Source organism: Knoellia locipacati, from assembly GCF_007992835.1.
Lineage (GTDB): Bacteria > Actinomycetota > Actinomycetes > Actinomycetales > Dermatophilaceae > Knoellia > Knoellia locipacati.
Map to the genome: position 1 here is coordinate 533,214 of NZ_BKBA01000008.1, position 26,293 is coordinate 559,506.

At 71.5% G+C, this 26,293-nt stretch carries 28 protein-coding genes; 19 read left to right on the top strand and 9 right to left on the bottom strand.

Annotation, left to right across the window (positions count from 1 at the left end; genetic code table 11):
* Positions 1-186 precede the first annotated feature (186 nt).
* Together KLO01_RS10810 and dapD are read right to left on the bottom strand one after the other, a co-directional pair.
* Complete coding sequence (locus KLO01_RS10810) at positions 187-1,074, bottom strand: hypothetical protein (protein ID WP_147064916.1); 888 nt, start codon at positions 1,072-1,074, stop codon at positions 187-189.
* Positions 1,074-1,997, bottom strand: a complete 924-nt coding sequence (gene dapD, locus KLO01_RS10815) for a 2,3,4,5-tetrahydropyridine-2,6-dicarboxylate N-succinyltransferase (protein WP_147064918.1) — start codon at positions 1,995-1,997, stop codon at positions 1,074-1,076. The genes KLO01_RS10810 and dapD overlap by 1 nt, the downstream gene beginning before the upstream one ends.
* Positions 1,998-2,125: 128 nt before the next feature.
* Between dapD and dapE the strand changes: the two genes are divergently transcribed.
* From dapE to KLO01_RS10860, 9 genes are all read left to right on the top strand, one after another.
* Entirely contained in the window at positions 2,126-3,208 is a 1,083-nt protein-coding gene (gene dapE, locus KLO01_RS10820) for a succinyl-diaminopimelate desuccinylase (RefSeq protein WP_147064920.1), read from the top strand.
* 105 nt (positions 3,209-3,313) lie between these two features.
* Positions 3,314-4,048 carry an LOG family protein gene (locus KLO01_RS10825; RefSeq protein ID WP_147065255.1) on the top strand — a complete coding sequence of 245 codons (735 nt, stop codon included), beginning with the start codon at positions 3,314-3,316 and terminating at the stop codon, positions 4,046-4,048.
* 63 nt (positions 4,049-4,111) lie between these two features.
* Entirely contained in the window at positions 4,112-4,426 is a 315-nt protein-coding gene (locus KLO01_RS10830) for a DivIVA domain-containing protein (RefSeq protein WP_147064922.1), read from the top strand.
* The gene (locus tag KLO01_RS10835; RefSeq protein WP_147064923.1) at positions 4,407-4,829 is read left to right on the top strand and encodes an SRPBCC family protein; all 423 of its coding nucleotides are present in this window, start codon (positions 4,407-4,409) and stop codon (positions 4,827-4,829) included. The genes KLO01_RS10830 and KLO01_RS10835 overlap by 20 nt, the downstream gene beginning before the upstream one ends.
* A complete protein-coding gene (locus KLO01_RS10840; protein WP_147064925.1) occupies positions 4,826-6,910 on the top strand; it encodes a putative glycosyltransferase family protein in 2,085 nt (694 codons plus the stop codon). The genes KLO01_RS10835 and KLO01_RS10840 overlap by 4 nt, the downstream gene beginning before the upstream one ends.
* The gene (locus KLO01_RS10845) at positions 6,907-8,211 is read left to right on the top strand and encodes a putative hexosyltransferase (RefSeq protein ID WP_246136148.1); all 1,305 of its coding nucleotides are present in this window, start codon (positions 6,907-6,909) and stop codon (positions 8,209-8,211) included. Before KLO01_RS10840 ends, KLO01_RS10845 begins: the two co-directional genes overlap by 4 nt.
* Before the next feature lie 128 nt (positions 8,212-8,339).
* Complete coding sequence (locus KLO01_RS10850) at positions 8,340-8,516, top strand: DUF3117 domain-containing protein (protein ID WP_082569572.1); 177 nt, start codon at positions 8,340-8,342, stop codon at positions 8,514-8,516.
* A gap of 76 nt (positions 8,517-8,592) precedes the next feature.
* Positions 8,593-10,107, top strand: a complete 1,515-nt coding sequence (locus KLO01_RS10855; RefSeq protein WP_147064926.1) for a leucyl aminopeptidase family protein — start codon at positions 8,593-8,595, stop codon at positions 10,105-10,107.
* Positions 10,104-10,469, top strand: coding sequence for a hypothetical protein (locus tag KLO01_RS10860; RefSeq protein WP_147064927.1), 366 nt, complete (start codon positions 10,104-10,106; stop codon positions 10,467-10,469). The genes KLO01_RS10855 and KLO01_RS10860 overlap by 4 nt, the downstream gene beginning before the upstream one ends.
* A gap of 122 nt (positions 10,470-10,591) precedes the next feature.
* Here the strand turns inward: KLO01_RS10860 and KLO01_RS10865 are convergent, their stop codons facing one another.
* A complete protein-coding gene (locus KLO01_RS10865; protein ID WP_147064929.1) occupies positions 10,592-11,227 on the bottom strand; it encodes an O-methyltransferase in 636 nt (211 codons plus the stop codon).
* Positions 11,228-11,328: 101 nt separating this feature from the next.
* Here KLO01_RS10865 and sigE point away from each other — a divergent pair, with 101 nt between their 5' ends.
* Genes sigE through KLO01_RS10885 form a run of 4 tightly spaced genes read left to right on the top strand, consistent with a single transcriptional unit; the run spans position 11,329 to position 14,389 of the window.
* On the top strand, positions 11,329-11,973 hold the full coding sequence (gene sigE / locus KLO01_RS10870) for an RNA polymerase sigma factor SigE (protein ID WP_147064931.1): 645 nt from the start codon (positions 11,329-11,331) through the stop codon (positions 11,971-11,973).
* A complete protein-coding gene (locus tag KLO01_RS10875; RefSeq protein WP_147064933.1) occupies positions 11,970-12,539 on the top strand; it encodes an anti-sigma factor in 570 nt (189 codons plus the stop codon). Before sigE ends, KLO01_RS10875 begins: the two co-directional genes overlap by 4 nt.
* A complete protein-coding gene (locus KLO01_RS10880) occupies positions 12,536-13,960 on the top strand; it encodes a S1C family serine protease (RefSeq protein WP_147064935.1) in 1,425 nt (474 codons plus the stop codon). The genes KLO01_RS10875 and KLO01_RS10880 overlap by 4 nt, the downstream gene beginning before the upstream one ends.
* Positions 13,961-13,987: 27 nt before the next feature.
* On the top strand, positions 13,988-14,389 hold the full coding sequence (locus KLO01_RS10885; protein WP_147064937.1) for a twin-arginine translocase TatA/TatE family subunit: 402 nt from the start codon (positions 13,988-13,990) through the stop codon (positions 14,387-14,389).
* A gap of 96 nt (positions 14,390-14,485) precedes the next feature.
* Here KLO01_RS10885 and KLO01_RS10890 read toward each other — a convergent pair whose 3' ends face one another.
* The 4 genes from KLO01_RS10890 to KLO01_RS10905 form a co-directional block, all read right to left on the bottom strand.
* Positions 14,486-15,631, bottom strand: coding sequence for an Mrp/NBP35 family ATP-binding protein (locus KLO01_RS10890; protein WP_147064940.1), 1,146 nt, complete (start codon positions 15,629-15,631; stop codon positions 14,486-14,488).
* Between the two features lie 9 nt (positions 15,632-15,640).
* The gene (locus tag KLO01_RS10895) at positions 15,641-16,222 is read right to left on the bottom strand and encodes a DUF1003 domain-containing protein (RefSeq protein WP_147064942.1); all 582 of its coding nucleotides are present in this window, start codon (positions 16,220-16,222) and stop codon (positions 15,641-15,643) included.
* Positions 16,215-17,516, bottom strand: a complete 1,302-nt coding sequence (locus KLO01_RS10900) for a magnesium transporter MgtE N-terminal domain-containing protein (RefSeq protein WP_147064944.1) — start codon at positions 17,514-17,516, stop codon at positions 16,215-16,217. Before KLO01_RS10900 ends, KLO01_RS10895 begins: the two co-directional genes overlap by 8 nt.
* 78 nt (positions 17,517-17,594) lie before the next feature.
* Positions 17,595-18,131, bottom strand: a complete 537-nt coding sequence (locus KLO01_RS10905; protein ID WP_246136150.1) for a hypothetical protein — start codon at positions 18,129-18,131, stop codon at positions 17,595-17,597.
* Between the two features lie 54 nt (positions 18,132-18,185).
* Here KLO01_RS10905 and KLO01_RS10910 point away from each other — a divergent pair, with 54 nt between their 5' ends.
* The 3 genes from KLO01_RS10910 to KLO01_RS10920 all read left to right on the top strand — a co-directional run bounded on the left by KLO01_RS10910 (position 18,186) and on the right by KLO01_RS10920 (position 20,951).
* On the top strand, positions 18,186-19,286 hold the full coding sequence (locus KLO01_RS10910; protein WP_147064946.1) for an HpcH/HpaI aldolase/citrate lyase family protein: 1,101 nt from the start codon (positions 18,186-18,188) through the stop codon (positions 19,284-19,286).
* Positions 19,286-20,158 (top strand): HpcH/HpaI aldolase/citrate lyase family protein, encoded by an 873-nt coding sequence (locus tag KLO01_RS10915; RefSeq protein ID WP_147064948.1) that lies wholly within the window; start codon positions 19,286-19,288, stop codon positions 20,156-20,158. The genes KLO01_RS10910 and KLO01_RS10915 overlap by 1 nt, the downstream gene beginning before the upstream one ends.
* Before the next feature lie 82 nt (positions 20,159-20,240).
* The gene (locus KLO01_RS10920) at positions 20,241-20,951 is read left to right on the top strand and encodes a L,D-transpeptidase family protein (RefSeq protein ID WP_147064950.1); all 711 of its coding nucleotides are present in this window, start codon (positions 20,241-20,243) and stop codon (positions 20,949-20,951) included.
* Positions 20,952-20,967: 16 nt separating this feature from the next.
* Here KLO01_RS10920 and KLO01_RS10925 read toward each other — a convergent pair whose 3' ends face one another.
* The gene (locus KLO01_RS10925; protein ID WP_147064952.1) at positions 20,968-21,819 is read right to left on the bottom strand and encodes a serine protein kinase RIO; all 852 of its coding nucleotides are present in this window, start codon (positions 21,817-21,819) and stop codon (positions 20,968-20,970) included.
* A 263-nt stretch (positions 21,820-22,082) separates the two neighbouring features.
* Between KLO01_RS10925 and KLO01_RS10930 the strand changes: the two genes are divergently transcribed.
* From KLO01_RS10930 to KLO01_RS10940, 3 genes are all read left to right on the top strand, one after another.
* Positions 22,083-23,297, top strand: coding sequence for an acyl-CoA dehydrogenase family protein (locus tag KLO01_RS10930; RefSeq protein ID WP_147064953.1), 1,215 nt, complete (start codon positions 22,083-22,085; stop codon positions 23,295-23,297).
* 111 nt (positions 23,298-23,408) lie between these two features.
* On the top strand, positions 23,409-23,993 hold the full coding sequence (locus KLO01_RS10935; RefSeq protein ID WP_147064955.1) for a YflT domain-containing protein: 585 nt from the start codon (positions 23,409-23,411) through the stop codon (positions 23,991-23,993).
* A 36-nt stretch (positions 23,994-24,029) separates the two neighbouring features.
* Entirely contained in the window at positions 24,030-24,779 is a 750-nt protein-coding gene (locus KLO01_RS10940; protein WP_147064957.1) for a PIG-L deacetylase family protein, read from the top strand.
* A gap of 13 nt (positions 24,780-24,792) precedes the next feature.
* On the opposite strand, the gene KLO01_RS10945 is transcribed toward KLO01_RS10940, so the two are convergent.
* A complete protein-coding gene (locus KLO01_RS10945) occupies positions 24,793-26,289 on the bottom strand; it encodes an aminopeptidase P family protein (protein ID WP_147064959.1) in 1,497 nt (498 codons plus the stop codon).
* Positions 26,290-26,293: the final 4 nt, after the last annotated feature.

The window sequence follows — 26,293 nt, forward strand, 5'->3', positions numbered from 1 at the left end:
GTGCAAATCGGCCGCGGCAGCCCAGCCTGCGACCACAATCGACCAATTGGTCACGTCTGGTCATGCCTGCCGCGGACCGAAATCGACCAAGAGGTCACGTCTGGTCATGCCTTCCGCGGACCGAAATCGACCTATTGGTCACGTTTTGTCATGAGGGAGACGACCCCGGTCGTCGGCGCGTGTCGCTCAGGCGAGGTGGAGCACGACCTCCTGCGCGGCGGCGGGCGTCTCGGCCTGCTGCCACTCCCACGCCGACGAGTCACGGCTCCGGCTCCACGACCGGTCACCGATGGTGACGCCGGTGATGCCGGTGTCGACCGCCTTGGCGACCGACCACGACGCGACCGACCAGGCGATCTGGTCGCTCGGGGCACTGACCGTGAGCGTGCCGCCGGCGCCGCCGCTGGCCTTGAGCTTGTACTCGGCGTCGAGGAGTCGGCCGATGAGGGCGACGTCGGCCTCGCCCTCGGGGGCGTCGAGCCGGCAGCCGACACCGCGTGGCGAGTGCCCGGCCAGGCTCGAGGCGAGGATCCGGCCCTCCTGCTCGTGGTCGGCGTAGGCCTCGGGGTAGGCACTGCGCTGGACCTTCTGGGCCACGACGGTGATCGTGCCGGTCTCCCAGCCGTCGACCTTGACGAGGGCGTCGTAGAACTTGTTGGTCGTGTACTCGGGGTCGAGGATCTGCTCGACGGTGCCCCAGCCCTGGGAGGGCCGCTGCTGGAAGAGCCCGACCGAGTCACGGTCGCCGTAGCGGATGTTGCGGAGCTTGGACTCCTGGATCGCGGTGGCCAGCGCGATCGTCGCCGCACGCGCCGGCAGCCCACGTCGCAGCGCGATGGCGGTGATCGTCGCGGCGTTGCTCATCTGCTCGGGGTCGAAGTCCACCGAGCTGCCGGCGGCGGTGGCCTGGCACCGCGGCCCCAACACGCTGTGGAACAGCGTGCGTCCACCCAGCCACGCTCCCAGTCCGACGAGCGCGACGAGGGCGAGCACGAGCCCGCGCGCGACCCACCGGGCGGGCCCGCGACGCGGGCGCTCCTCGGCGAGGGGAAAGGCGCGGCGGCTCGGCCCCATCAGTCGTTGGCGTGGAGCACGGAGTTGAGGACGATGCCGTGGCCGTCACGCGGACGGGCCTCGACGGTGCCAGTGACCGAGTTGCGCAGGAAGAGCAGGTTGGACTGGCCCGAGAGCTCGCTCGCCTTGGTCACGGTCCCGTCGGGCAGCGTGACCTTGGTGCCCGCGGTGACGTAGAGCCCGGCCTCGATGACGCAGTCGTCGCCCAGCGCGATCCCCAGACCCGACTCCGCGCCGAGCAGGCACCGCTCGCCGATCGACACGCGCTCGGTGCCGCCTCCGGAGAGGGTGCCCATCGTCGAGGCGCCTCCACCGATGTCGGAGCCGTCGCCGACGACGACCCCCTGGGAGATGCGGCCCTCGACCATCGAGCTGCCCAGGGTGCCGGCGTTGAAGTTGACGAAGCCCTCGTGCATCACGGTGGTGCCGCTGGCGAGGTGGGCGCCGAGACGGACGCGGTCGGCGTCGGCGATGCGCACGCCGGAGGGCACGACGTAGTCGGTCATCCGCGGGAACTTGTCGATCCCGAACACCTGCACCGGGCCACGCGCGAGGAGGGCGAGGCGGGTGGTCTCGAAGCCCTCGACGGCACAGGGTCCGTGGTTGGTCCACACGACGTTGGTCAGGGCGCCGAAGAGCCCGTCGAGGGAGACCGAGTTGGGCGTGACGAGCCGGTGGGACAACAGGTGGAGCCTCAGCCACGCGTCGGCCGCGTCGGCGGGGGCAGCGTCGAGGTCGGCCTCGACGAGACGCACCTCACGCGTGACCCCACGAGCCTCGTCGGCCACGGCGAGCGCGGAGAGTCCGGCGGGCTCCTCGGCGTCGCCGGCCCCACCCAGGGTCGGCGACGGGAACCACGCGTCGAGGACGGCGTCGCCGTGCAGGGTGAGGAGGCCGTAGCCGTGTGCCGCGCGCGAAGTCATGCCCGCAAGCCTAGATGTCGCGCCTGAGGGGAGCTCACAGCCTCCGGTGCCCGTCGTGTTCACGCAGGTCGACGCCGGTCGACCCGGCGCGTCGGGCGCCTGCGCGGTGCGTCGGTAGGGTTCGCCGTATGCCGCTCGACCTCACCTCAGACGTTGTCACCCTCACCGCCGCCCTCTGCGACATCGAGTCGGTGAGCCAGGACGAAGCCGCCATCGCGGACGCCGTCGAGGCCGCCCTCACGCCGCTGGAGCACCTCACCGTGACCCGCATCGGCAACACGGTCGTCGCCCGCACCGAGCAGGGTCTCGGCGAGCGCGTGGTCCTCGCCGGCCACATCGACACCGTCCCGCTCACCGACCCGCCGAACCTCCCCACCCGCCGGCTGCCCGGGGGCGAGGGTGAGGGCGAGGTCCTCTGGGGCCGTGGCACCGTCGACATGAAGGGCGGCGTCGCCGTCCAGCTGCGGCTCGCCGCAACGGTTGCGGCCCCGAGCCGCGACGTGACCTACGTCTTCTACGAGGGCGAGGAGATCGAGAGCGAGTTCAACGGGCTGCTGCACGTCCAGCAGCAGGCGCCCGAGCTCATCGAGGACGCCGACTTCGCGGTGCTGCTCGAGCCCACCGGCGCCATCGTCGAGGGCGGGTGCAAGGGCACCATGCGGATCGACATCACGACCAAGGGCGCAGCCGCGCACTCGGCCCGGCCGTGGAACGGCCACAACGCGATCCACGACGCGGCCGACATCCTGGCGCGGCTCACGGCATACGAGACGAGGACCGTCGTCGTCGACGGGCTCGAGTACCGCGAGGCACTCAACGCGGTGAGCATCAGTGGCGGCATCGCCGGCAACGTCATCCCCGACCGCTGCACGGTGAGCGTCAACTACCGCTACGCGCCCGACCGCAACGAGGAGGAGGCTGTCGCGCACATGCACGAGGTCTTCGACGGGCTGACCTTCGAGGTCACCGACAACGCCGGGGGAGCGAGGCCGGGTCTCGACCTGCCCGCCGCGAAGGCGTTCGTCGAGGCGCTCGGTGTCGACGTCATCGCCAAGCAGGGCTGGACCGACGTCGCCCGCTTCCAGGCGATGGGCGTGCCCGCCGTGAACTTCGGTCCGGGTGACCCCAACCTCGCCCACCACGACGAGGAGCGCTGCCCGGTCGACCAGCTCGTGTCGGCGGAGGCCGCGATGCTCAGGTGGCTCGCCTAGGTTGGTGCCGTGAGCGACGCAACCACCGACGCAGCGACCGACGAGCCGGCCGACGGGCAGGAGCCCTGGGACGTGACGCAGGACTACTTCCAGGGTCCGGTCGTCATGCGCCGCTCCCGCGTGCCGCACGAGACCACCGACCAGCGGCTGCTCGACAGCCGCGGGCCGGCCGACTGGGTCCACGCCGACCCGTGGCGGGTCATGCGCATCCAGTCCGAGTTCGTCGAGGGTTTCGGCGCGCTGGCCGAGCTCGGCCCGGCCGTGAGCGTCTTCGGTTCGGCCCGCACCAGCCCCGACGACCCGACCTACGCCCTCGGTGAGCGCCTCGGCGCCGGGCTCGTGGGTGCGGGCTACGCCGTCATCACCGGTGGCGGCCCGGGCGCGATGGAGGCGGCCAACAAGGGTGCCTGCCAGGCCGGTGGGACGTCGGTCGGCCTGGGCATCGAGCTGCCCTTCGAGACCGGCCTCAACGAGTACGTCGACCTCGGCGTGAACTTCCGCTACTTCTTCGCCCGCAAGACGATGTTCGTCAAGTACGCCCAGGGCTTCGTCGTCCTCCCCGGCGGCTTCGGCACGCTCGACGAGGTGTTCGAGGCGATCACGCTCGTCCAGACGCAGAAGGTCACGTCGTTCCCGATCGTCCTCATGGGCTCGGCCTACTGGCAGGGCCTGCTCGACTGGCTGCGCGGCTCGGCGCTCGCGGCCGGCACGATCAGCGCGACGGACCTCGACCTCATCACCGTCACCGACGACGTCGACGAGGCCATCGCGATCATCGTCGAGTCCGACCGGGCGCTGTCGGCCGAGCCGCCCGAGGGCACGGGCACCCACGCGGAGTGACCTCCCCGGAGATCCCCACGCCGGGTGAGCCACGTGGCGTGGGGCCCGCCTAGGATCGGCGACGTGGAATGGGTCGCGCTCGCACTGCTCGCCGCCGCCGTCGTCACGGTGACGGTGCTCGTCGCGACGGGCAGGTTGCAGCCGGCCCTGCTCAGCGAACCGACCCGGACGGTCCCACCCCTCGAGCTGCCGGACGCTCCCACGAGCTCCGACGTCGACCGGCTCAGCCTGGGCACCACCGTCTACGGCTACGCCGCCGACGACGTGGACGCCGCGCTCGACGGCCGACGCCAGCGGCTCGCCGACCAGGAGCAGGCGCTCGCCGACCAGGAGCAGGCACTCGCGAACCGGGACGGTCATGTTCACCCTCACGCGTGAGAGCCGGCTGTCGCCGGACGAGCTCTGGGCACGGGTCGCGGCCCTCGCCGACCACGCCGACACCGTCCCCCTGACGACGACGCTCGCCGACCCGGGCGAGCCCGGGGTCGGCTGGCACTTCACCGTGCGCACCGCCGTGGGCCGCCTCCACTTCGACGACCCGATGGTCGTCGAGGTGTGGGAGGCGCCCCGCCGCTGGCGGATCCGCAAGACCGGGCCGCTTCGTGGGTGGGCCGAGGCGGTCGTCACGCCGTATGCCGGTGGGTCCCGTCTCACGTGGACCGAGGAGCTGTGGTTCAGCGGTGTCCCCGGGCTGCGCCGGGTGACGCGTCCGGTGGCCGACGTCGCCGGTCGCGTCGTCTTCGGTCGGGTCGTCGACCGCCTCGTCGGGGGAGCGCCGTGACCTGGGCTCTGCTCCTGAGCCTGCCCGTCATCGCCTGCGCCGCCGCGATCGCCGGGGTGTTCGCCCGCCGAGAGGTCGTCGATCGACCCGGTGAGGACCCCTTCCGGATGCAGCTCGTCGGCTACCCCACGGACCGGGTCGACGAGGCCCTCGCGCGGCTCGACGCGCAGATCGCCGCCAACGACGCCCTGCTCGCAGGTGGGCCGCACGACGGAGCCGCGCGGCCGGCATACGCGACGTCGTCCCCCGCCGTCGCTTCCTCCACAGCTGCACCCGTTGCGTCCGCAACGGTGGCGACCCCCGCGACCACATCTGCGGACGCAGGCCGCGAAGGTGGCGTCGGCTGGGGGATGGTCGACCTCGTCGTCGTCGCTGTCTACGTCGGCACCGCACTGCACGTCCTGTCCAACCTCGTCGGCAGGATGTCCTCGGGCTACCTCTCGCAGGGCGTCCAGGACCACCAGGCGTTCGAGTGGTACTTCGGTGCGTCGGCCCACAACGTCGCCACCCTGTCGAACCCGCTCTTCAGCGACCGGCAGAACTTCCCCGACGGCGTCAACCTCATGGCCAACGCCGCCGTGACCGGGCTCGGCATCCCGCTGGCGCCGCTCACCCTCGTGCTCGGCGCCCACGTCACGTTCTTCGTCGTGGAGCTGCTCGGCCTGGCCGGCACCGCCGCGGCCTGGTACTGGTTCATGCGACGGCGTGGGCTCGTCCGCCCCGCGGCAGCCGTCGGTGGCTGGGTCACCGGCTTCGCGCCGGCGATGGTGTCCCACGCCAACGGCCACCCCAACTTCGTCGCGCTGTTCCTCATCCCGGTGATCCTCGACCGCCTCCTCCGGCTCGCCGAGGGCAGGCGCCGGGTGCGCGACGGCATCGTCCTCGGCCTGCTCGTCAGCTGGCAGATCTTCATCGGCGAGGAGCCGCTCCTCCTCGCGGCGATGGGGATGCTCGTCGTCGGGATCGTCCTGCTCGCCCACCGTCGCCTCGACGTGGCGCGGATGCTCCCCGGCGTCGCCGTGGGCGCCGGGCTCTCCCTGCTGCTCGTCGCCGTACCGCTCTGGTGGCAGTTCACGGGGCGGCAGAGCTACACCTCGATCTACCACCTGCCCGGTGGCAACGACCTCGCCGCCCTGTGGGGACGAGCCACCCGGACCATCGGCACCGACCCCTGGTCGTCGGCCGCGCTGTCGATGAACCGCACCGAGGAGAACGCCTTCTTCGGCGTCCCGCTCTGGGTGCTTGCCGGGGCCATCGCCCTGGTCCTCGTGCGACGGCCCGTCGTGCGGGCGCTCGCCGTCCTCGCCGTCGCCGCCTCCTGGCTCTCGCTGGGAGAGGAGGTGGTCCTGCGCGGCCGGCCCACCGGCATACCGGCTCCGTGGGCCCTGTTCGACGAGCTCCCGGTGCTCGAGAACGTCCTGCCGACGCGGTTCGCGATGATCGCGATCCCCGCGCTCGCCGGGCTGCTCGCCATCGGCATCGACGCCGCCTTCCGGGCCTCCCCGCTGGGGGCGGACGACGCGGTCGAAGCCGAGCTGCCCTCGTGGCACCCCCGTGTCGGCGGGTGGGTCGTCACCGCGGCCGCCGCCGTGGCGCTGCTCCCGATCCTGCCGACCCCGCTGCAGGTCGACCCGCGGCCCGTCGTGCCGACCTTCTTCACCGGCGACGCGTGGCGCGACTGGAGCCACGGAGGGTCGATCCTCGCGGTCCCGCCGACCGACATCGTCGACGCGCGCGCCTTCGACTGGCAGCTCGCCGCGGACACGCTGGCCTTCCCCATCGTCGAGGGCTACTTCGTCGGGCCGAACGGCCAGGCCGACCGCGGGGGACAGTACGGCGCCACCCGCCGCCCCCTGTCGCTGTGGCTCTACGACGTCAACGCCGCCAACGTCGCCACGCCCGCGACCGAGGCCCAGCGCGTGCAGTTCCTCGCGGACCTCGGCGCCTGGCGCACCGACACCGTCGTGCTGCCGATGCGCGACCAGACCGCCGCCCTCCGGGACTCGCTCGTCACGGTGCTCGGCGAGCCCCAGCAGGTCGAGGACGTCTACGTCTGGGACGTGCGAGGGCTGAGGACGTGACGACGACGACGGAGTCGACCGGGCCGGCGACGGCGCGATCCTCCATGTCGGTCCTCACCGTCGCTGGTCGGCGTCGCCTCGGCAGGGTCGCCCTGACCCACCCGGTGCGCTCGGTCCTCCTCGTCTACGTCGTCTCGCGGATCGTCGCGCTGGTGGCGATGTGGGTGGCGGCCACGTGGTTCCAGAACCCGGCCGGCGTGGGCCACCTCGCGCCCAACGTCGGCGACCTCATCTCCCTCTGGGACGCCGAGTGGTACGAAACCATTGCGACACAGGGCTATCCGGTCCCACTCCCCGCCGACCCCGACACGGGGAAGCTCACCTACAGCGCCTGGGCGTTCTATCCGCTCTTCCCGTTCCTCGTGAAGGGCCTCATGGCGCTGGGGCTGCCGTTCACCGTCGCCGCCGTCGGCCTCAACGTCGTGCTCGGCGGGCTCGGCGCCGTCCTCATCTGGGCGATCTTCCGTCACGGCCTGCACGCGCAGCCGCAGCCGGGCCGCGAGCGGCTCGCGCTCGTCGCCGCGAGCCTCTGGTGCTTCTATCCGGCGACCGGCGTCATGCTCAAGCCCTACACCGAGCCCCTCGCCGTCGTCCTCGTCGCGGCCTCGCTGCTCTATCTCATGAGACGCCGGTATGCCGTCGTCGCAGCCCTCGCTGTCCCGCTCGGCTTCACCCGGGGCGTGGCCGCGGCGATCGGGTGCGCGGCACTCATCCACCTCGTCGTCCGCATCCGCGAGGAGCGGGAGGCAGGCGTCGCGCCACTGCGGGGTGCTCGGTGGGCGGCCGCGCTCATGCTCGTCGTCACCGGGCTGTCGGGCATCGCCTGGCCGGTCATCGTCGGCATGGTGAGCGGCATCCCGACGGCGTTCTTCGACGTGCAGGAGGCGTGGGGCCAGAAGCCCGCCTCGGGTCCCTTCATCCTCTGGATCCAGTGGGCGTGGGAGGCGCGCGGCCTCGCGGGGGTCCTCGTGCTCGTCGCGCTCGCCGGCACCTACATCGCCCTCATCCTCGGACGCCACGGGCGGTGGCTCCCGGTCGAGGTGCGCGCCTGGGCGGTGGCCTACCCCGTCTACCTCTTCGCGGTGGTGCGCCCGATCACGAGCATGTGGCGCTTCCTCCTCCTCGACTTCCCGATCGCGGCCCTGCTCGCGAGCGTCGCCATGAGGACGTCGACGGGCGAGCGCATCGTCACCCACTGGCGTCGACGGGTGGCCGTGCTGCTCGTCCCCGTGGGTCTCGGACTGGTCTGGTGGACATGTGCCCTGCTCACGTACACGCCGTGGGGCTCGCGCCCTCCGTGACGCGTGCGGGGGACCCGATTTCGTCACGCCTGCGGGACCGGGGATAATGGACGCGAGACCGGTGCGCCAACACCGGGACGCGAACACGTGACGCATGACCATGCGCTACGCCGACGAAGGGAACACCCATGGCGGCAATGAAGCCCAGGACGGGCGACGGCCCTCTCGAGGTCACCAAGGAGGGGCGCGGCATCGTGCTGCGCATGCCTCTGGAGGGTGGTGGCCGTCTCGTCGTCGAGATGACTCCGGACGAGGTGCGTGCGCTGGGTCAGGCGATCGACGACTGCGAGGCGCTGAAGAAGTGACCGTCCGCCGTTGACGTGACGAGAGGGCCCCCACCGACGTGGTGGGGGCCCTCTCGCCGTCGGTAGGGTCGAGGCCGTGCCAGCCGAAGACCTCCTTGCCCCCACCGTCCCCTCCTGGTCCGCGAGCGACGGACCCCTCGTCGACGTCCTCGCCGACCGTGACCCGGGCGACCTCGCGCTCGTCGCAGGACTCCTCGCCGGGGACGAGCCGTGGGACACCCGCACGCGCGAGTCGCTCGAGAGCGCGGGCTTCGACCCCGACGCGCTCGTGGAGACCCACGAGCCGGGCGGCTCGGCCGGTGCCTCCACCCTCGTCCGTATGCCGCGTGGCGAGCAGGCTGCGCGCGTCCTCGTGCTCGTCGGGCTGGGCTCGGGGTCGCCGGCCGACCTGCGGGCGGCGGGAGCCGCTGCGGGCCGCGCCGTCCGTGGCCGCGCCGAGGTCGTCGTCGTGGCGCCGTCGTCGGACGAGACCGGCCACGCCGCACTCGTCGAGGGCGCGGTCCTCGGCGGTTGGGCCCCGGCCCGCTTCACCGACGGTGGGTGGACGGCGGGAGCCGAGGTCGCCGGCAAGGTCGTGCTCGTCGGCGCCGAGGCCGACGTGGTCGAGCGGTCCGTGCGCCGGGCGGGGGCCACGCTCGTCGCGCGCAACCTCGCCAACACCCCCTCGAACATCAAGAACCCGGCCTGGATGGCCCGGCAGGCACGCACGGCCGCGTCACGCTCGGGCCTCGAGACGCGGGTCTGGGACGACGCCGCGCTGCGCAAGGGCGGCTTCGGCGGCCTGCTCGCCGTGGGTGGCGGGTCGGCCACCCCGCCCCGGCTCGTCCAGCTCGGCTACACGCCGGAGGGTGCGGACGCGAGCACCCCGCACGTCGTCCTCGTCGGCAAGGGCATCACCTTCGACTCCGGTGGCCTGCAGGTCAAGCCCCCGGAGGGCATGCTCGCCATGAAGACCGACATGTCGGGTTCGGCGATCGTCCTGGCCGTCCTCGCCGCCTGCCGAGACCTCCAGGTGCCCGTCCGCGTGACCGGCCTGCTGGCGCTCGCCGAGAACATGGTCGACGGCGCGGCATACCGTCCGGGTGACGTGGTGACCCACTTCGGAGGGCGCACGGCCGAGATCGGCAACACCGACGCGGAGGGGCGGATCGTCCTCGCCGACGCTCTCGCCTACGCCGATGCCGAGCTCGACCCCGACGTCGTCGTCGACATCGCGACCCTCACCGGAGCGGCCCGGGTCGCCCTCGCCCGGAGCATGGCGCCGGTCTACGCCACCGACGACGAGCTGTCGTCCCAGCTCCGCGACGCCGGTGAGACAGCAGGTGAGACGCTGTGGCCCTTCCCGCTGGTCGCCGCCTACCGTCAGGCACTGGAGAGCGACGTGGCCGACATCAGCCACATCGCCCCCTCAGTCGGAGGTGGGTCCATCACCGCGGCACTGTTCCTGCGCGAGTTCGTGGGGGAGCGCCGGTGGGCACACCTCGACATCGCCGGTCCAGGCCGGTCCGATGTCGACTCCGGAGTCCACGGCAAGGGTGGGACGGGGTTCGGCGCCCGCCTGCTGCTGCGATGGTTGGAAGGTCTGCGATGAACGCCGGATACGGACTGGCTGTGCGCTGGTCGCTCGAGAACGCCCCCGAGGACGCCCCCGACCGTCTGCGCGAGTACGTCGTCGGCACCTCGATCGCGAAGTTCATGTTCCTCGACGGCCTCGCCTTCAAGGTGTGGCGCATGCGTGAGGGCGAGTGGTTCGAGGGGACCTACGTCTTCGACAGCGAGCAGGAGCGCAAGGTCTTCCGCGAGGACTTCGAGGCGACCGCCGCCGAGTCCAAGGGCTCCGAGCTCATCGGCTCCTCACCCATCAGCATCGAGGACTTCGAGGTCGTCGCGATCGCCGAGGGCCCGGCGGGCTTCCGGCGTGGTGCCGGCCCGCACGTCGACGCCCACGCCTAGCCGACGAGAGCTGGGGGCGGGCGCACCTCGCGGCTCGACCCGACTTCCTCTCGCTCGACCCCGGAAGCCAACTCGGGTCGAGGTCAGCATTATCGGGTGACCCGATAATGCTGGCGGCGGGGTCAGCGCTTGACGGCGACGAAGAGGCCGTCGCTCACGGGGAGCAGGCTCGGCACGAGCTCGTCGTTGTCGCGCAGGGACTTGCCGAGGTCGCGCAGCGTCGTCGTGTCGGCGTCGCGGGCCGCGGGGTCGGCGACCTTGTCGTGCCAGAGCATGTTGTCGAGGGCGAGCACGCCGCCGCTGCGCAGCAGCCGGATCCCGTGCTCGACGTATGCCGGGTAGCTCGCCTTGTCGGCGTCGATGACGACCATGTCGTAGGCGCCGTCGGTCATGCGCGGCAGCACCTCGGTCGCACGACCGGTGATGACGCGGGTGCGCTGCGTCGGGTAGCCGGCGCCGGCGTAGGCCTCACGGGCGGCGCGCTGGTGCTCCGGGGAGATATCGATCGTCGTGAGGACGCCGTCGTCGGGCATCCCGGCGAGCACCCACAGGCCGGACGTGCCGGCACCGGTGCCGATCTCGATGACGTGCTTGGCGCGGATGGCCGCCGCGAGCATGCGCAGCGTCGCGCCGGCACCCGTCCCGACCGGCGAGGCCGCGTCGAACGCGAGGCCGCGGGCGCGGGCCTGCTCCATGGCCTCGGGCTCGGGGACGAAGTCCTCCGCGTAGGTCCAGCTCGCCGGCTTGAGGGTGCTCATGACCCGGAACCCTACTCGTGGGTGGAGCCGTCCACGGACTCACAGCCGCCGTACAGGATCCTCCGGAACATTTCCCGGCTCCGGGACGTAGACATCGGTGTATGGACAGCCACGGGGCAACCGAGCAGGGGACGACGATGACCACCGACGCAGGTGCGGCCACGGGGGAGTGGACGCCGCCGACCTGGGAGCAGATCGTCGAGGAGCACTCCGCCCGCGTCTACCGGCTGGCCTACCGCCTCACCGGCAACGTGCACGACGCCGAGGACCTCACGCAGGACGTCTTCATCCGCGTCTTCCGCTCGCTGCACACCTTCCGCCCCGGCACGTTCGAGGGCTGGCTGCACCGCATCACGACCAACGTCTTCCTCGACAAGATGCGTCGCAAGCAGCGCATCCGCTTCGACGCGCTCTCCGACGAGTCGGCGGCCCGCCTCCCCAGCCGTGAGCTCGGCCCGGAGCAGAGCTACGCCGACACGCACTTCGACGACGACGTCCAGCGGGCGCTCGACTCCCTGGCACCCGACTTCCGGGCCGCGGTCGTGCTCTGCGACATCGAGGGGCTCTCCTACGAGGAGATCGCCGCGACCCTCGACGTCAAGCTCGGCACCGTCCGCTCCCGCATCCACCGTGGCCGCGCCCAGCTGCGCGAGGCCCTCGCACACCGGGCTCCCGAGGTCCGCCAGGCCGCCGCCGGCTCCTCGATGCGTCCGGGCCTGCTGACCCCCGCCCGGGGGGCCGTGTGATCCCGTTCTCGCGCTCCGTGCGCTGCCGCCTCGACGAGGTGCCCGACTACGTGTCGGGGCACCTCTCGGAGCAGCGTGCCGCCGCGTGGGACCGTCACCTCATCTCGTGCGTCAACTGCCAGCATGCCGTCGCCGGTGAGCGTCGCCTGCAGTCGCTCCTGGCGTCGGGGTGCCCCTCGATGCCCGGCAGCCTCCACGCCCAGCTCGTCGCGCTCGCCTCGTCGATGGCCGGACCGGCGGTGCCCCAGACGGCCGAGCGCGCCCCGCTCGAGATGGTGCCTCCGTCGGCGCCCCCGGCCCACCGCAGCCCGCTGCGGTCCGCCGCCTTCGCCACGGCCGCCGCCGGCGCCACCGCGGCCGTCGCGTGGACCCTGAGCGTCTCCGGGACGGGAGCCCTCACGACGTCGGTCACGCCGGTGGGTGGCTCGACCCCCGCAGTACGTCCTGCGTCCGGGAGTCCGAGCGCGCCCACCGGCACCACACGCCTGCGCGTCGTCTCGACGGCATGGACGGGGAGCACCTCCGTGCGCAACCTTGACCTGTGCGAGGCAGAATCTCGGACATGACCGAGGACAGCCCCCACCGCCCGGACGGCGAGCAGCCCGGCGTCGACCCGCAGCACACCACCGAGGTCGAGATCGACCGGACCCAGGCGTTCGGCCCGGCTCCCGGTCAGCCGCCGCTCCTCCCGCCGCAGGAGCCGGAGGCCCCCTCGTGGTGGACGGACGCCGGCTCGGCGCCTGCCGCCCAGCAGGCTGCGCCCGCGCCGGGTGGGCACGCACAGGGTGGGCCCACGGCATACGACCCCTACGCGACCACGACGACGGCCAACCCGTATGCCGTGTCGTCGACTCCTCGTCCCTCGACCTCGCGCGGTGGTCCCGGCTGGCTCGGTGTGTTCCTCATCGCCGGCCTCGCCGCGCTGCTCGCGGGTCTCGGCGGCGGGCTCCTCGGTGGCTGGGTCGGCTCGACCGACCGCTTCGACGGCCTCGACCTCGGTCGCGGCTCGGACAACGGCTCGGCGCCGCAGCCCGGCGCGGGTGCGACGACCCGTCCCGAGGGAAGCGTCGCCAACATCGCCGCGAACGCCACCCCGAGCGTCGTGACGATCCGCGTCCAGGCCACCGGCGGCGACGGCACCGGCTCGGGTTGGGTCCTCGACGACAAGGGCCACGTCGTCACCAACAACCACGTCGTCTCCTCGGCGGCCAACGGCGGCGAGATCACCGTCGTCCTCTCCAACGGCAAGCAGTCCAAGGCCAAGATCGTGGGCCGTGACGTGTCCTACGACCTCGCCGTCCTCAAGGTCGACCGCACCGACCTGCGGGCACTGCCCCTGGGTGACTCCAGCAAGGTCGTCGTCGGGGACCCGGTCATCGCCGTCGGTGCGCCGCTCGGGCTCGAGTCGACCGTCACCACCGGCATCGTCTCGGCCCTCAACCGGCCGGTGACCCCGGGTGAGGCCAACGACCAGTCGTTCATCAACGCCATCCAGACCGACGCGGCGATCAACCCCGGCAACTCCGGCGGGCCACTGCTCGACATGGACGGCCGCGTCATCGGCATCAACACCGCGATCGCGCGCGTGGCCGGGTCGAGCATCGGCGGACAGAGCGGCAACATCGGCGTCGGCTTCGCCATCCCGAGCGCGCAGGTCAAGATCACCGTGGACCAGCTCATCCGCACCGGCAAGGCCGAGCACCCGATCATCGGGGTCGTGCTGGACCGCACCTACCAGGGCGAGGGCGTCAAGATCAGCGAGGACACCGACCAGACGCCGGCCGTGACCCCGGGTGGTCCTGCCGACAAGGCCGGTCTCGAGGCCGGCGACGTCATCACCGCCTTCGAGGGTCGTCCCATGGGCAACCCCGACGCGCTGGTCGTGGCCATCAGGTCCAAGCCCGTGGGCTCGACCGTGTCACTGACGGTGGTGCGCGACGGCAAGCCCCGGGATGTCAAGATGGTCCTCCAGGGCAGGAGCGACTGACGCGCCCACGGCGCACGAGAGGACCGCGTGTTCGGGATCAACGGCTGGGAGATCGTCCTCCTCGCTCTCATCGCTGTCTTCGTCCTCGGGCCGGAGCGGCTCCCCGAGTACGCCCAGAAGCTCGCGCAGATGATCAAGAAGGCCCGGGTCATGGCCGAGGGCGCCAAGGGGCAGCTCAAGGACCAGCTCGGACCTGACTACGAGGACATCAACTGGCGCCAGTACGACCCGCGCCAGTACGACCCCCGGCGGATCGTGCGCGAGGCCCTCATCGAGCCGCTCGAGGACGCCGCGTCGACCCTCAAGTCCGGCGGCACCAACGACGACATCACCGAGGCGCCGGCCGACGGTGGCGAGCCGTGGATCCAGACGGGCCCGACGGGCTGGGACCCGATGCGGCCCACGCCCTACGACGTCGACGCCACCTGACGCCACGACTGCATTGCCCCGCCGGACACGCTTCGTCGGCCGAAGGCCTCTCAGCGTGTCCCGACGGGGCAATGAGTCGGGTGGGAGGACGCGGAGTCAGCGACCTGCCGGCGTGAGGCCGAGCGAACGACCGGCCAGGCCGCGCGAGCGGCTGCCGAGCTCACGCGCGATGCCGCGCAGGGCGACGGCCGCAGCCGAGGTCGGGTCGCCGAGCACGACCGGGCTGCCCTGGTCGGCACCGATGCGCAGCGCCGTGTCGAGCGGGATCTGGCCGAGGAGCGGCACCGGGGCGCCGATCGTGCGGGTGAGCGAGTCGGCGACGACCTGGCCGCCACCGGAGCCGAAGATCTCCTGACGGGTGCCGTCGGGCAGCTCGAGCCACGACATGTTCTCGATGACCCCGGCGACGCGCTGGTGCGTCTGCACCGCGATCGCGCCGGCGCGCTCGGCCACCTCGGCAGCGGCCTGCTGCGGCGTGGTGACGACGAGGATCTCGGCGCCCGGGATGAGCTGGGCCACCGAGATGGCGATGTCGCCCGTGCCCGGCGGGAGGTCGAGGAGGAGGATGTCGAGGTCGCCCCAGAAGACGTCGGCGAGGAACTGCTGGAGCGCCCGGTGGAGCATCGGACCACGCCACACGACGGGCTGGTTGCCGGGCACGAACATGCCGATCGAGATGACCTTCACGTCGTGCGCGATGGGCGGCAGGATCATCTCGTCGACCTGGGTCGGCTTGTGCTCGACGCCGAGCATGCGGGGGATCGAGAAGCCGTAGATGTCGGCGTCGACGACGCCCACCTTGAGGCCCTGCTCGGCGAGGGCGGCCGCGAGGTTGGCGGTCACCGACGACTTGCCGACACCGCCCTTGCCGGAGGCGACGGCATACACGCGGGTGAGGCTGCCGGGCTGGGCGAAGGGGATCTCCTTCTCGGCTGCACCGCCTCGCAGGTTGGTGCGCAGCTCGGCGCGCTGCTCCTCGGACATGACACCGAGGGTGACGTCGACGGCCGTGACGCCGGGCACCTTCATCAGGGCCGCGGTCGTGTCCCTCGTCAGCGTCTCCTTGAGGGGACAGCCGGCGATCGTCAGCAGGATGGTCACGGCCACCCGGCCCGCCTCGTCGCACTCGACGGACTCGACCATGCCGAGCTCGGTGACGGGCTTGCGGATCTCGGGGTCGTTGACGGTGGCGAGAGCGGCGCGCAGGGCCTCGTCGCTCACGGGTGCAGCGGTGTCAGGCATTGCTCCATGCTAGGTCGCTCGGTGCGATCCGCCCTCATCGGTCCGGGCGTTGAGGGTGTCTGACGCGTCACGGTCGTCGGGGGCGAGCCGGCCGATGACGAGACCACGCTCCTCGATCTCGTCGAGGAGGTCGCGCAGCTCTCCACGGACGAAGTCACGGGTGGCGTTGTCACGCATCGCGATCCGCAGTGCGGCGACCTCGCGGGTGAGGAACTCGGTGTCGGCGAGGTTGCGCTCGTCGCGGGTGCGGTCCTGCTCGAGCATGACTCGGTCACGGTCGGCCTGCCGGTTCTGAGCGAGGAGGATGAGCGGTGCGGCATACGAGGCCTGGAGGCTGAGCATGAGCGTGAGGAAGATGAACGGGTACTCGTCGAAGCGCCAGTCCTGCGGTGCGAGGAGGTTCCACAGCACCCACACGAGCACGAAGAACGTCATGCCGATGAGGAAGTAGGCCGTCCCCATGTAGCGGGCGAACTTCTCGGACAGGACGCCGAAGGCCTCCTCGGTGAGGGCCTCGGGCCTGCTGATGAACTGGCGCCTCGCCTCGCGTGGCTGGTCGAGGCGAGGCGCGCGGTCGCGGCGCTCAGCCATGCGGGATCACCTCGTGCGACGACGTCGTGACCTCGTGGCGGTCCTCGCGCCAGTCGTCGGGCAGCAGGTGGTCGAGCACGTCGTCGACGGTGACCGCCCCGACGAGCAGGCCGTTCTCGTCGACGACCGGCAGGGCGACGAGGTCGTAGGTCGCGAGCAGGCGGGTCACCTGGCCGGTCGTCGCGTCGGTCGTCACGGGCTCGACGTCCTTGTCGAGGATCGTGCCGATCGAGGCGTGCGGGGGCTCACGCAGCAGCCGCTGGATGTGGACCATGCCGAGGAACTTGCCGGTCGGGGTCTCGAGCGGCGGGCGGCAGACGAAGACGGTGCAGGCCATCGTCGTGGACAGCTCCTGGCGTCGCACGACGGCGAGGGCCTCGGCGATCGAGGCGTCGGGTCCGAGGATGACCGGCTCGGTGGTCATGAGGCCACCGGCGGTGTTCTCGTCGTAGGTGAGCAGGCGGCGCAGGTCGGCGGCCTCGTCGGGCTCCATGAGCTGGAGCAGCTCCTCCTGGCGGGCCGTGGGCAGCTCGGCGAGGAGGTCGGCGGCGTCGTCGGGCTCCATCGCCTCGAGGACGTCGGCGATGCGGTCGTTGCCGAGGCCGGCAATGATCTCGACCTGCTCCTCCTCGGGCAGCTCCTCGAGGACGTCGGCGAGCTGGTCGTCGGCGAGGGCGGCGGCGACCTCTGCTCGGCGCTTGGCCGGCAGGTCGTGGATGGCCTCGGCGAGGTCGGCCGGCCTGAGGTCCTCGTAGTGCTCGAGCAGGCGCGCCGCGCTCTGGACGTCGGCCGAGTCGCGCAGGCCCTTGACGTCCTCGACGGGCACGACGAAGGTCTCGCCGCGGCGGCGACCCAGACGCGAGAGCGAGCCGCGGGCGGAGGCGCGACGGACGAACGCACGGGTCACCGACCAGCTGCGCGCGTGGTTCTGCTCGAGCCCGATGTCCTCGACCGTGGCCTCGACGACCTCGCCGCTCTCGTCACGGACCGTGACCCGGCGCTCGATGAGCTCGGCGAGCACGAGGGTCTCGTTGGGGCGCTGCTCGAAGCGGCGCATGTTGACCAGCCCGGTGGTGATGACCTGACCGCCGTCGACCGAGGTCACACGCGTCATGGGCACGAAGACCCGGCGACGCCCGGGGACCTCGACGACGAGGCCGATGACGCGCGGTCTGGTGCGCTGGGCGCTGAAGGTCACGACGACGTCCCGGACGCGACCGACGGGGTCGCCCAAGGGGTCGAAGACGGCGAGCTCGGCCAGTCTGCCGACGAAGACGCGGGTGCTCGTGCTCACACCCGACAGGTTAGTCGGGTCGACGGGTGGCGCTGCCGCCCGTCATGCATCGGGGTCCGTCGCGTGTCCCGGTCCCGGTCAGCGGCGCCCTCGTCCGCGCCAGTGCCACGGGCGCCACGTCGCCGTCGTGCCCCGCGCAGGGGTGACGGTGACGCGGCCGTGCTCCGCGGCATACGAGCCCGGCGACTCGTCGGGACGGCCGTGCGGGGTGAGGACGTGGATGACGCAGCCCTCCCGCCACCGCGCGACGACGTCGCCGGTCGCGTTGAGGCGCTCCGCCCGCAGCACCTCGGCGGCCTGCTCCCACTCCGGCGTCGCCGGGTCCAGCTCCCTGGCGCCGGCCCTGAGGGTGAGCAGCCGGGCGCCGCTGTCCTTGCTCCGGAAGATCACGCCCACCTCGTCGGGCAGGTGTGGCAGCCGTTGCTCACCGATCCCCGAGACGACGTATGCCGCAGGGCCGGCTCCGCGGGGGTCCTCGTCGTCGTGCCAGACGAACCAGACGGCGTGGGCGCCCTTGTCGGGCACCTCGATCCACATCACGCCGGACTTGCTCGCCGCCTCGGCGAGCAGGCGCGTCACGTTGACGGGGGAGGGTGTCTCCGGAGAGCCGCTCACGGCGTGAACTGTCTCATAACGCACGGTGCCCGCGCACTGCTAGCGTCCGGCACCATGCGCTCACCCAAGGACTTCTTCGGCCCTCTCGCGGTCGGCGCCCCGGCGCCGGTGCGTGAGGTCCCTGCCCGCCCCAGCCGGATGATCCACTTCTTCGACCCGAGCAACGAGAAGATGGCCGCGAAGGTCCCGGGGATGGTCGGCACCGTCGACGTCCTCCTCGGCAACCTCGAGGACGCGGTCAAGGCCGACCGCAAGGAGGCGGCGCGCCAGGGCCTCGTCGACATCGCGAAGGCGACCGACTTCGGTGACAGCACCCAGCTCTGGACGCGCGTCAACAGCCTCGACAGCCCGTGGGTCCTCGACGACCTCATCACCCTCGTCACCGAGATCGGCGACAAGCTCGACGTCATCATGGTGCCCAAGGTCCAGGGCCCCGAGGACATCCACTACGTCGACCGGATCCTCGCCCAGCTCGAGGCCCGCGCCGGCCTCACCCGGCCGATCCTCGTGCACGCGATCCTCGAGACGGCCCGCGGCATGGCCAACGTCGAGGCCATCGCCGGCGCCTCCCCGCGCATGCAGGGGATCAGCCTCGGGCCGGCCGACCTCGCCGCCGACCGCCGGATGAAGACCACCCGCGTCGGTGGCGGCCACCCGGGCTACCTCGTGCGGCAGGACCCGGCGACCGACCTCGGTGAGGGCGTGGACCCGGTCACCGCCGAGCGCACGACCTACCAGCAGGATCTGTGGCACTACACGATCGCCCGCATGGTCGACGCCTGCGCGATGCACGGGATCTTCCCGTACTACGGCCCGTTCGGGGACATCAAGGACGTCGTCGCCTGCGAGGACCAGTTCCGCAACGCCTTCCTCCTCGGCTGTGTGGGCACGTGGTCGCTGCACCCCGTGCAGGTCGACATCGCCAAGCGCGTTTTCAGCCCGTCCGCCGAGGACGTGGCCCACGCCCGTCGGGTCAAGGAGGCGATGGGTGACGGCACCGGCGCCGTGATGCTCGACGGCAAGATGGAGGACGACGCCTCGCTCAAGCAGTGCCTCGTCATCCTCGAGCTCGCGGAGCGCCTCAGTGCGAACGACCCGGAGCTCGCGGACCTGTATGCCGTCGACGCACCTGCCGCCGAAGGTGAGGGGTCCTGATGGGTGGGCAGACGGCATACACGCCTCGTCGTTCGGTCCTCTACATGCCGGGGTCGAACGAGCGGGCCCTCGAGAAGGCCAAGACGCTGCCCGTGGACGCCCTCATCCTCGACCTCGAGGACGCGGTCGCGCCGGACGCCAAGGAGGGTGCACGCGAGAACGTCTGTGCGGCAGCGGTGTCGGGCGAGTACGGCAACCGTGAGGTGACGATCCGCGTCAACGGCACCGGCACGCAGTGGCACGACGCCGACCTCGCCGCGGCGGCACAGGCCGGTCCCGCCGGCGTCGTCGTGCCCAAGGTCGGCTCGGCCGACGAGGTGCGCTCGCTCGTGTCCGCCCTCGAGGCCGCCGGCGCTCCCGAGCACACGAGGCTCTGGGCGATGATCGAGACGCCCGAGGCGATCCTCAACGTGCGCGAGATCGCCGCCGCCTCGCCGCGGCTGGCCGTCCTCGTCATGGGGACCAACGACCTCGTCAAGGAGCTGCGGGCCGACCACGTGCCCGGTCGCGGACCCCTCGTCACCTCGCTCCAGCTGTCGCTGCTCGCCGCGCGCGAGTCGGGGATCGCGATCCTCGACGGCGTCTACAACGACGTCAAGGACGCCGAGGGCTTCGAGGCCGAGTGCGTCCAGGGCCGTGACTTCGGCTTCGACGGCAAGACCCTCATCCACCCGGGGCAGGTCGAGGTGTGCAACTCGACCTTCGCCCCGAGCGAGGCTGCGGTCGCCGATGCGCGCGGCATCCTCGAGGCCTGGGAGGCGGGCGCCGGCAGCGGTGTCGTCACCCACAACGGCCGGATGATCGAGAACCTCCACGTCGAGATCGCCGAGCGGGTGATCGCGACCCACGACGTCATCGCGGGTCGGCGGTAGGATCCTTCCACTCCCCGCGACGCAACCACCTGGGCCTCGCGCGTCTGTGCGGACACGGGAGATACGTGAAAGCAGGGGAACGATGGAGATCACTGGTCACCACGTGTCGCGACGCGCGGCGCTCATGGGGGGAGCCGGGGCATCCGTGCTGGGTGCCAGCGCCCTCGCCGCCTCGAGCGCGGAGGCGGCGGGTCGCCCCGTCCTCGTGCTCGGGTCCACGGGCAGCGCCGTCAAGGAGGCGCAGACCCGGCTCCGCGCGCTGGGCTACTGGGTGGGCACGCCCAACGGCTCCTTCGGCCACGTGACGCAGCAGGCGGTCTGGGCCCTGCAGAAGGCCGCGGGGGCGCGACGCAGCGGCCGCGTCGACCTCAGCGCCTGGGGCCTGCTCGCCCGCGGCGTGAAGCCCCGCCCGCGCTCGACCTCGGGCTCGCTCATCGAGGTCGACATCAAGCGCCAGCTGCTCATGGTCGTGAGCAACGGCAAGCTCCTCTACACGCTCAACACGAGCACGGGCAGCGGCGAGCGCTACTACTCCGGCGGCTCGTGGAAGACGGCGCGCACGCCCACCGGCAGCTACTCGATCTACTACCGCTACCCCGGCGGGTGGCAGAACGGCCGCCTCGGTTCGATGTGGCGCCCGACCTACTGGAAGGGCGACTTCGCCATCCACGGCTCGTCGTCGATCCCGCCCTACCCCGCGTCGCACGGCTGCTGCCGCGTGAGCACCCAGGCGCAGGACATGCTCTGGTCCACGGGCTGGGTCAACATGGGTCGCAAGGTCTGGGTCTACTGACCCGCCCGACGCCGCGTCACCACGTCGACCCGGCTGCCATCGACGCGGCGTCACCGAACACGAGGTCGGCGTCGACGTCGAGCCCACGCCGGACGAACCAGCCGCACATCGTCCGGATGTCGCGCTCGAGGAACTCGAAGCCGTGCGGGTTGCCGACGACGTCGACGATCTGCGGCCAGTCGATGACGACGAGCCGGTCCTCGTGCAGGAGCACGTTGTAGGGCGACAGGTCACCGTGCGCCCAGCCCTCCTGCGCGAGGGTGAGGACGACGTGGCGGAACTGCTCGAACAGCTGGGCGAGCAGCGCCGGTGACGGCTTGGTCTGCACGAGCCGCGGTGCGGCGGTGCGCCCGGTGCCGATGAACTCCATGAGCATCTCGGCCTCGCTGAGCTGCACCGGGTAGGGCACGGGCAGCCCGAGCTCCCACAGCCGGGCGAGCGCGTCGAACTCGGCCGCCGCCCACTGACCGGCGATCATCGCCCGGCCGAACTCGGTGCGCCGGGCCATGGCGCGCATCTCGCGGCTCTTGCGGAGCCGGCGGCCCTCGAGGTAGCCGCTGTCCCGGTGGAACAGGCGGTTCTCGCTGCCGCGGTAGCGCTTGGCGGCGAGGAGGCTGTCGACCGCGGGCGCGGTGGTGCCGTCGGGCAGCCAGCGCCGGAGGAGGTGGACGTCGGCCTCCTTGCCGGTCTTGAGGACGCCGAGGTCCTCCTCGACGGCGCCGAGGGCGGTGATGACCCACTCGGGTCGGGGCTTGGGCCCGTGCATGGCGCCGTCCCAGGAGGACCAGCGCTCGCCCTCGGGCGGGGCGTCAGGGCACGTGGTGCTGGCGAACAGCGGCGACTCGGTCGCAGCGTCGTGAAAGGTCATTCGTGGACTCCGAGGTGTGAAGGATGTGGGCACGGGAACGGCCCAGGACAGTCGTGGACATGTCACGCCTCCTCGGAGTCGGTGCACGGGCATCGGTATGCCGTGCGGCTGGGTCCCAGCGTGGCACCCCTCCTCGGGTGCGCGCCACCGAATTGTCAGCGCGGGAGGTGGGAGGACTCACACGGCTGACGGGTGGGAGCGGACTGGGGCGGACGGCATACTCGACAACGTCTGTCCCCCACTCACGAAGGCGGCTTCCACGCATGTCTCGGCTCCAGCGCACCGAAGGTCTCACCGACGAGCAGAGCGAGCTCATCAAGCTCGTGCGGCAGTTCGTCGAGGAGCAGATCATCCCGGTCGCGCAGGACCTCGAGCACGCCGACGAGTACCCCACGGACATCGTCGAGGGCATGAAGGAGATGGGGATCTTCGGGCTGATGATCCCCGAGGAGTACGGCGGGCTGGGGGAGTCGCTGCTCACCTATGCGCTGTGCGTGGAGGAGATCGCGCGCGGCTGGATGTCGGTGTCCGGCATCATCAACACGCACTTCATCGTGGCCTACATGCTGCTGCAGCACGGCACCGAGGAGCAGAAGCAGCGCTACCTGCCGCGGATGGCCACGGGTGAGGTGCGGGGCGCGTTCTCGATGTCGGAGCCGGGGCTCGGGTCCGACGTGGCCGCGATCAAGTCCAAGGCGGTCGCCGGCGAGGGCGAGGGCGAGGACCAGAAGTGGACCGTGAACGCGCAGAAGATGTGGCTCACCAACGGTGGCTCGTCCAACCTCGTCGCGGTGCTCGTCAAGACCGACCTGGGCGAGAGCGACAGCCCCTACAAGAACATGACGACGTTCCTCGTCGAGAAGGAGCCGGGCTTCGGGCAGACCGCTCAGGGCGTCACGGTGCCGGGCAAGATCGAGAAGATGGGCTACAAGGGCGTCGACACGACCGAGCTCGTCCTCGAGGGCCACGAGACGACGTCCGCGCAGATCCTCGGCGGTGTGCCCGGCAAGGGCTTCTACCAGATGATGGACGGCGTCGAGGTGGGCCGCGTCAACGTCGCGGCCCGGGCATGTGGGTTGTCCCGCAGGGCTTTCGAGCTCGGCATCGCCTACGCGCAGCAGCGTGAGACCTTCGGCAAGCAGATCGCCCAGCACCAGGCGATCATGTTCCGCCTCGCCGACATGGCGACCAAGGTCGAGGCCGCGCACCAGATGATGGTCAAGGCGGCGCGCATCAAGGACAAGGGCGAGCGCAACGACCTCGAGGCCGGCATGGCGAAGTACCTCGCGGCGGAGTACTGCGCCGACGTGGTCGAGCAGAGCTTCCGGATCCACGGCGGGTACGGCTACTCGAAGGAGTACGAGATCGAGCGCCTCTACCGTGAGGCCCCCATGCTGCTCATCGGCGAGGGCACTGCGGAGATCCAGAAGATGATCATCGGCCGCCGCCTCCTCGAGGAGTACGCACTCAAGCGGTGAGCTCGTTCCTCGCGCACCTCTCGAGTCGCAGCTCAAGGGCCGAGCACCGCGTTCGTATGCCGGTCAGCGGGCTCCCAGCCTTCATCCAGTCCGGGGTGCGAAACTAGGGGCATGAGCACCCAACCGACGCGCGGACTGGGTCCGGCAGCGGCCCAGAAGCTGATGTCCCTCGACTACCCGATGTCGCTCGGGGTCCACGACACCTACGCCTCGGCCCAGAAGGTCGTCGACTACCTGTCCGACCACGAGTTCCCGGTCGAGAACGTCCTCATCGTGGGGACCGACCTCAAGCAGCTCGAGCGGGTCACGGGTCGGCTCACGCGGGGCCGCATCCTGCTCGGTGGTGTGCTCTCCGGCGCCTGGCTCGGTCTGCTCATCGGCATGATCTTCGCGCTGTTCGACACGAGCGGGTTCGCGTGGACCTCGGTGCTCATGACCGTCGTCTTCGGCGCCGTGTTCGGAGCGATCTGGGCCTTCGTCGGCTACTCGCTCACCGGTGGCCAGCGTGACTTCACCTCGGTGACCCAGGTCGTCGCGACGAAGTACGAAGTGCTCACCGAGCACAAGCACGCCGCCCGCGGGCGCGAGCTCATCGCCCAGATGGACCCGATGGCCGCCGCCCAGGCCGAGGCGCAGCGCCTCCAGGACGCCGCCCGTCGCGCCACGACGACCGAGGGCCCGGCTTCGACGAACTGAGCCTGCCCCACGGGAGCCGGGGCTAGCCTGAACGCCATGGATGCAGCCCCGTTCGACCCTCCGCTGGAGGCGTTCCCCGAGGACTTCACGTCAGTCCTGTGTGTCGTCGCCCACCCCGACGACATCGAGTACGGCACGGCGGCCGCGGTCGCGAAGTGGACCGAGGCGGGCACGACCGTGACCTACTTCCTGCTCACCCGCGGTGAGGCAGGGATCGACACGATGGCACCCGACGAGGCCGCCCGCGTGCGTGAGGCCGAGGAGCGGGCCAGTGCCGCCGTCGTCGGCGTGACCGAGGTGGACTTCGGCAACCACCACGACGGGGTCGTCCAGTACGGCCTGGACCTGCGGCGCGACATCGCCCGCGAGATCCGTCGTCGCCGTCCGGACGTCGTGGTCACGGGCGACTACGGCGACCGCTTCGTCGCGGGCATGCTCAACCAGGCGGACCACCGTGCGGTGGGGCTGGCCACGGTGGACGCGGTCGCGGACGCCGGCAACCGGTGGATCTTCCCCGAGCTCGTCGACGAGGGCTTCGAGCCGTGGAGCGTCAAGGTGCTCGCGTTCTCGGGCACCTCACGACCGACGCACTACGTCGACGTCTCCGACCGCGTCGCGGTGGCGGTCGCCTCGCTCGAGGAGCACACGGCATACAACTCAGCCCTGCCGGACGACTTCCCCAAGCCGGACCAGCTCGTGCCGATGATCCTCGAGATGGGCGCCAAGGCGGCACAGGTCGAGGGCGTCACGCACGCCCTCGTCCTCGACGTCGTCAACCGCCGCTGAGGCCCCCGCGGGGTCAGACGGCGTTCTCCTCGCGGATGTCGGCGATCCACGCCTCGACGTCGGCGCTGCTGCGCGGCATCGCGGCCGAGAGGTTCTCGTTGCCGTCGGCGGTGATGACGATGTCGTCCTCGATGCGCACGCCGATGCCGCGGAAGCGCTCGGGCACCTTGAGGTCGTCGGCCTTGAAGTACAGCCCGGGCTCGACGGTGAGGACCATGCCCGGCGCGAGCTCGGCGTCCATGTACTCGGCGCGGGTGGCGAGGGCGCAGTCGTGGACGTCGAGGCCGAGGTGGTGCGAGGTGCCGTGGACCATCCAGCGGCGGTGGTACTGTCCGTGCTCGGTGTCGAGGGTGTCCTCGACCGAGACGCCCTCGGGCAGCAGGCCCCAGGCGTGCAGGTGCTCGGCGATGACGCGGATGGCGGCGGCGTGGATGTCCGAGAACTTCGCGCCCGGCTTGGCCGCGGCGATCCCGGCCTCCTGCGCGGCGTACACGGCGTCGTAGATCTCGCGCTGCGCGTCGGTGAAGGTGCCGCTCACGGGGAGGGTGCGGGTGATGTCGGCGGTGAAGAGCGAGTCGACCTCGACACCGGCGTCGAGGAGGACGAGGTCACCCTCGGCGACGTCACCGGTGTTCTTGATCCAGTGCAGGGTGTTGGCGTGGTCGCCGGACGCGGCGATCGAGTCGTAGCCGACGCCGTTGCCCTGGTGGCGGGCGTGCAGGCCGAAGATCCCCTCGATCCAGCGCTCGCCGCGACCGAGCTCGGCGGCGGTCTCGAGCTCGGCGATGACCGCCTCGAAGCCGACGTGCGTGGCTGCGACGGCCTCACGCATCTGCTCGATCTCGTACTCGTCCTTGGTGAGGCGCAGGACGGACAGGGCGTGCGCGAGAGCGTCGTCGTGCTCGGCGAGCGACTCGCGCTCGGCGCCGTTCTCGACCCGCGACTCGTCGAGCGAGGCGGTGAGCTCGCGGTCGGCGTCGCGGACGACACGCACGGTGACTTGACCGGCGTCCTTGGCCACGGCCGCCTCGAACTCGTCGATGTGGCGGGCGGTGAGGCCGAGCTCGAGCTCGATGTCGGCCAGGCTGGGGCGGGCGCCGACCCAGAACTCGCCGTAGCGGGCGTCGGCGAAGAAGTCGTCGCTGTCGCGCTCGCCGAGCGGGCGGAAGTAGAGGACGGCCTCGTGGCCGTCGTCGGTGGGCTCGAGGACGAGGACGGCGTCGGGCTCGCGGTCCGCGCCCAGGCCCGTGAGGTGGGCGAACGCGGTGTGCGGGCGGAAGACGTAGTCGGTGTCGTTGCTGCGCACCTTGAGGCCACCGGCGGGCACGACGAGCCGGTCACCCGGGAAGGCGGCGCTGACGTCCTCGCGGCGCGTCGCGGCATACGGAGCCGCAGGGGACTGCCCGGTCGCCTGTGGGCGACGCTCGGCCCAGTCCTCACGGACGAAGCCGCGGAACTCCTCGGTCGTCGGACGCGCGCGGTTCTCTGCCTGCTTCTGCTCTTCGCTCACGGCT

Coding starts and splice junctions, on each gene's coding strand:
- KLO01_RS10835 (WP_147064923.1), top strand. CDS start 4,407: ATGTTCACCCTCACGCGTGAGAGCCGGCTGTCGCCGGACGAGCTCTGG.
- KLO01_RS10930 (WP_147064953.1), top strand. CDS start 22,083: ATGTCTCGGCTCCAGCGCACCGAAGGTCTCACCGACGAGCAGAGCGAG.
- KLO01_RS10920 (WP_147064950.1), top strand. CDS start 20,241: ATGGAGATCACTGGTCACCACGTGTCGCGACGCGCGGCGCTCATGGGG.
- KLO01_RS10940 (WP_147064957.1), top strand. CDS start 24,030: ATGGATGCAGCCCCGTTCGACCCTCCGCTGGAGGCGTTCCCCGAGGAC.
- sigE (WP_147064931.1), top strand. CDS start 11,329: ATGGACAGCCACGGGGCAACCGAGCAGGGGACGACGATGACCACCGAC.
- KLO01_RS10880 (WP_147064935.1), top strand. CDS start 12,536: ATGACCGAGGACAGCCCCCACCGCCCGGACGGCGAGCAGCCCGGCGTC.
- KLO01_RS10810 (WP_147064916.1), bottom strand. CDS start 1,074: ATGGGGCCGAGCCGCCGCGCCTTTCCCCTCGCCGAGGAGCGCCCGCGT.
- dapE (WP_147064920.1), top strand. CDS start 2,126: ATGCCGCTCGACCTCACCTCAGACGTTGTCACCCTCACCGCCGCCCTC.
- KLO01_RS10925 (WP_147064952.1), bottom strand. CDS start 21,819: ATGACCTTTCACGACGCTGCGACCGAGTCGCCGCTGTTCGCCAGCACC.
- KLO01_RS10865 (WP_147064929.1), bottom strand. CDS start 11,227: ATGAGCACCCTCAAGCCGGCGAGCTGGACCTACGCGGAGGACTTCGTC.
- KLO01_RS10850 (WP_082569572.1), top strand. CDS start 8,340: ATGGCGGCAATGAAGCCCAGGACGGGCGACGGCCCTCTCGAGGTCACC.
- KLO01_RS10935 (WP_147064955.1), top strand. CDS start 23,409: ATGAGCACCCAACCGACGCGCGGACTGGGTCCGGCAGCGGCCCAGAAG.
- KLO01_RS10825 (WP_147065255.1), top strand. CDS start 3,314: ATGCGCCGCTCCCGCGTGCCGCACGAGACCACCGACCAGCGGCTGCTC.
- KLO01_RS10915 (WP_147064948.1), top strand. CDS start 19,286: ATGGGTGGGCAGACGGCATACACGCCTCGTCGTTCGGTCCTCTACATG.
- KLO01_RS10860 (WP_147064927.1), top strand. CDS start 10,104: ATGAACGCCGGATACGGACTGGCTGTGCGCTGGTCGCTCGAGAACGCC.
- KLO01_RS10895 (WP_147064942.1), bottom strand. CDS start 16,222: ATGGCTGAGCGCCGCGACCGCGCGCCTCGCCTCGACCAGCCACGCGAG.
- KLO01_RS10910 (WP_147064946.1), top strand. CDS start 18,186: ATGCGCTCACCCAAGGACTTCTTCGGCCCTCTCGCGGTCGGCGCCCCG.
- KLO01_RS10890 (WP_147064940.1), bottom strand. CDS start 15,631: ATGCCTGACACCGCTGCACCCGTGAGCGACGAGGCCCTGCGCGCCGCT.
- dapD (WP_147064918.1), bottom strand. CDS start 1,997: ATGACTTCGCGCGCGGCACACGGCTACGGCCTCCTCACCCTGCACGGC.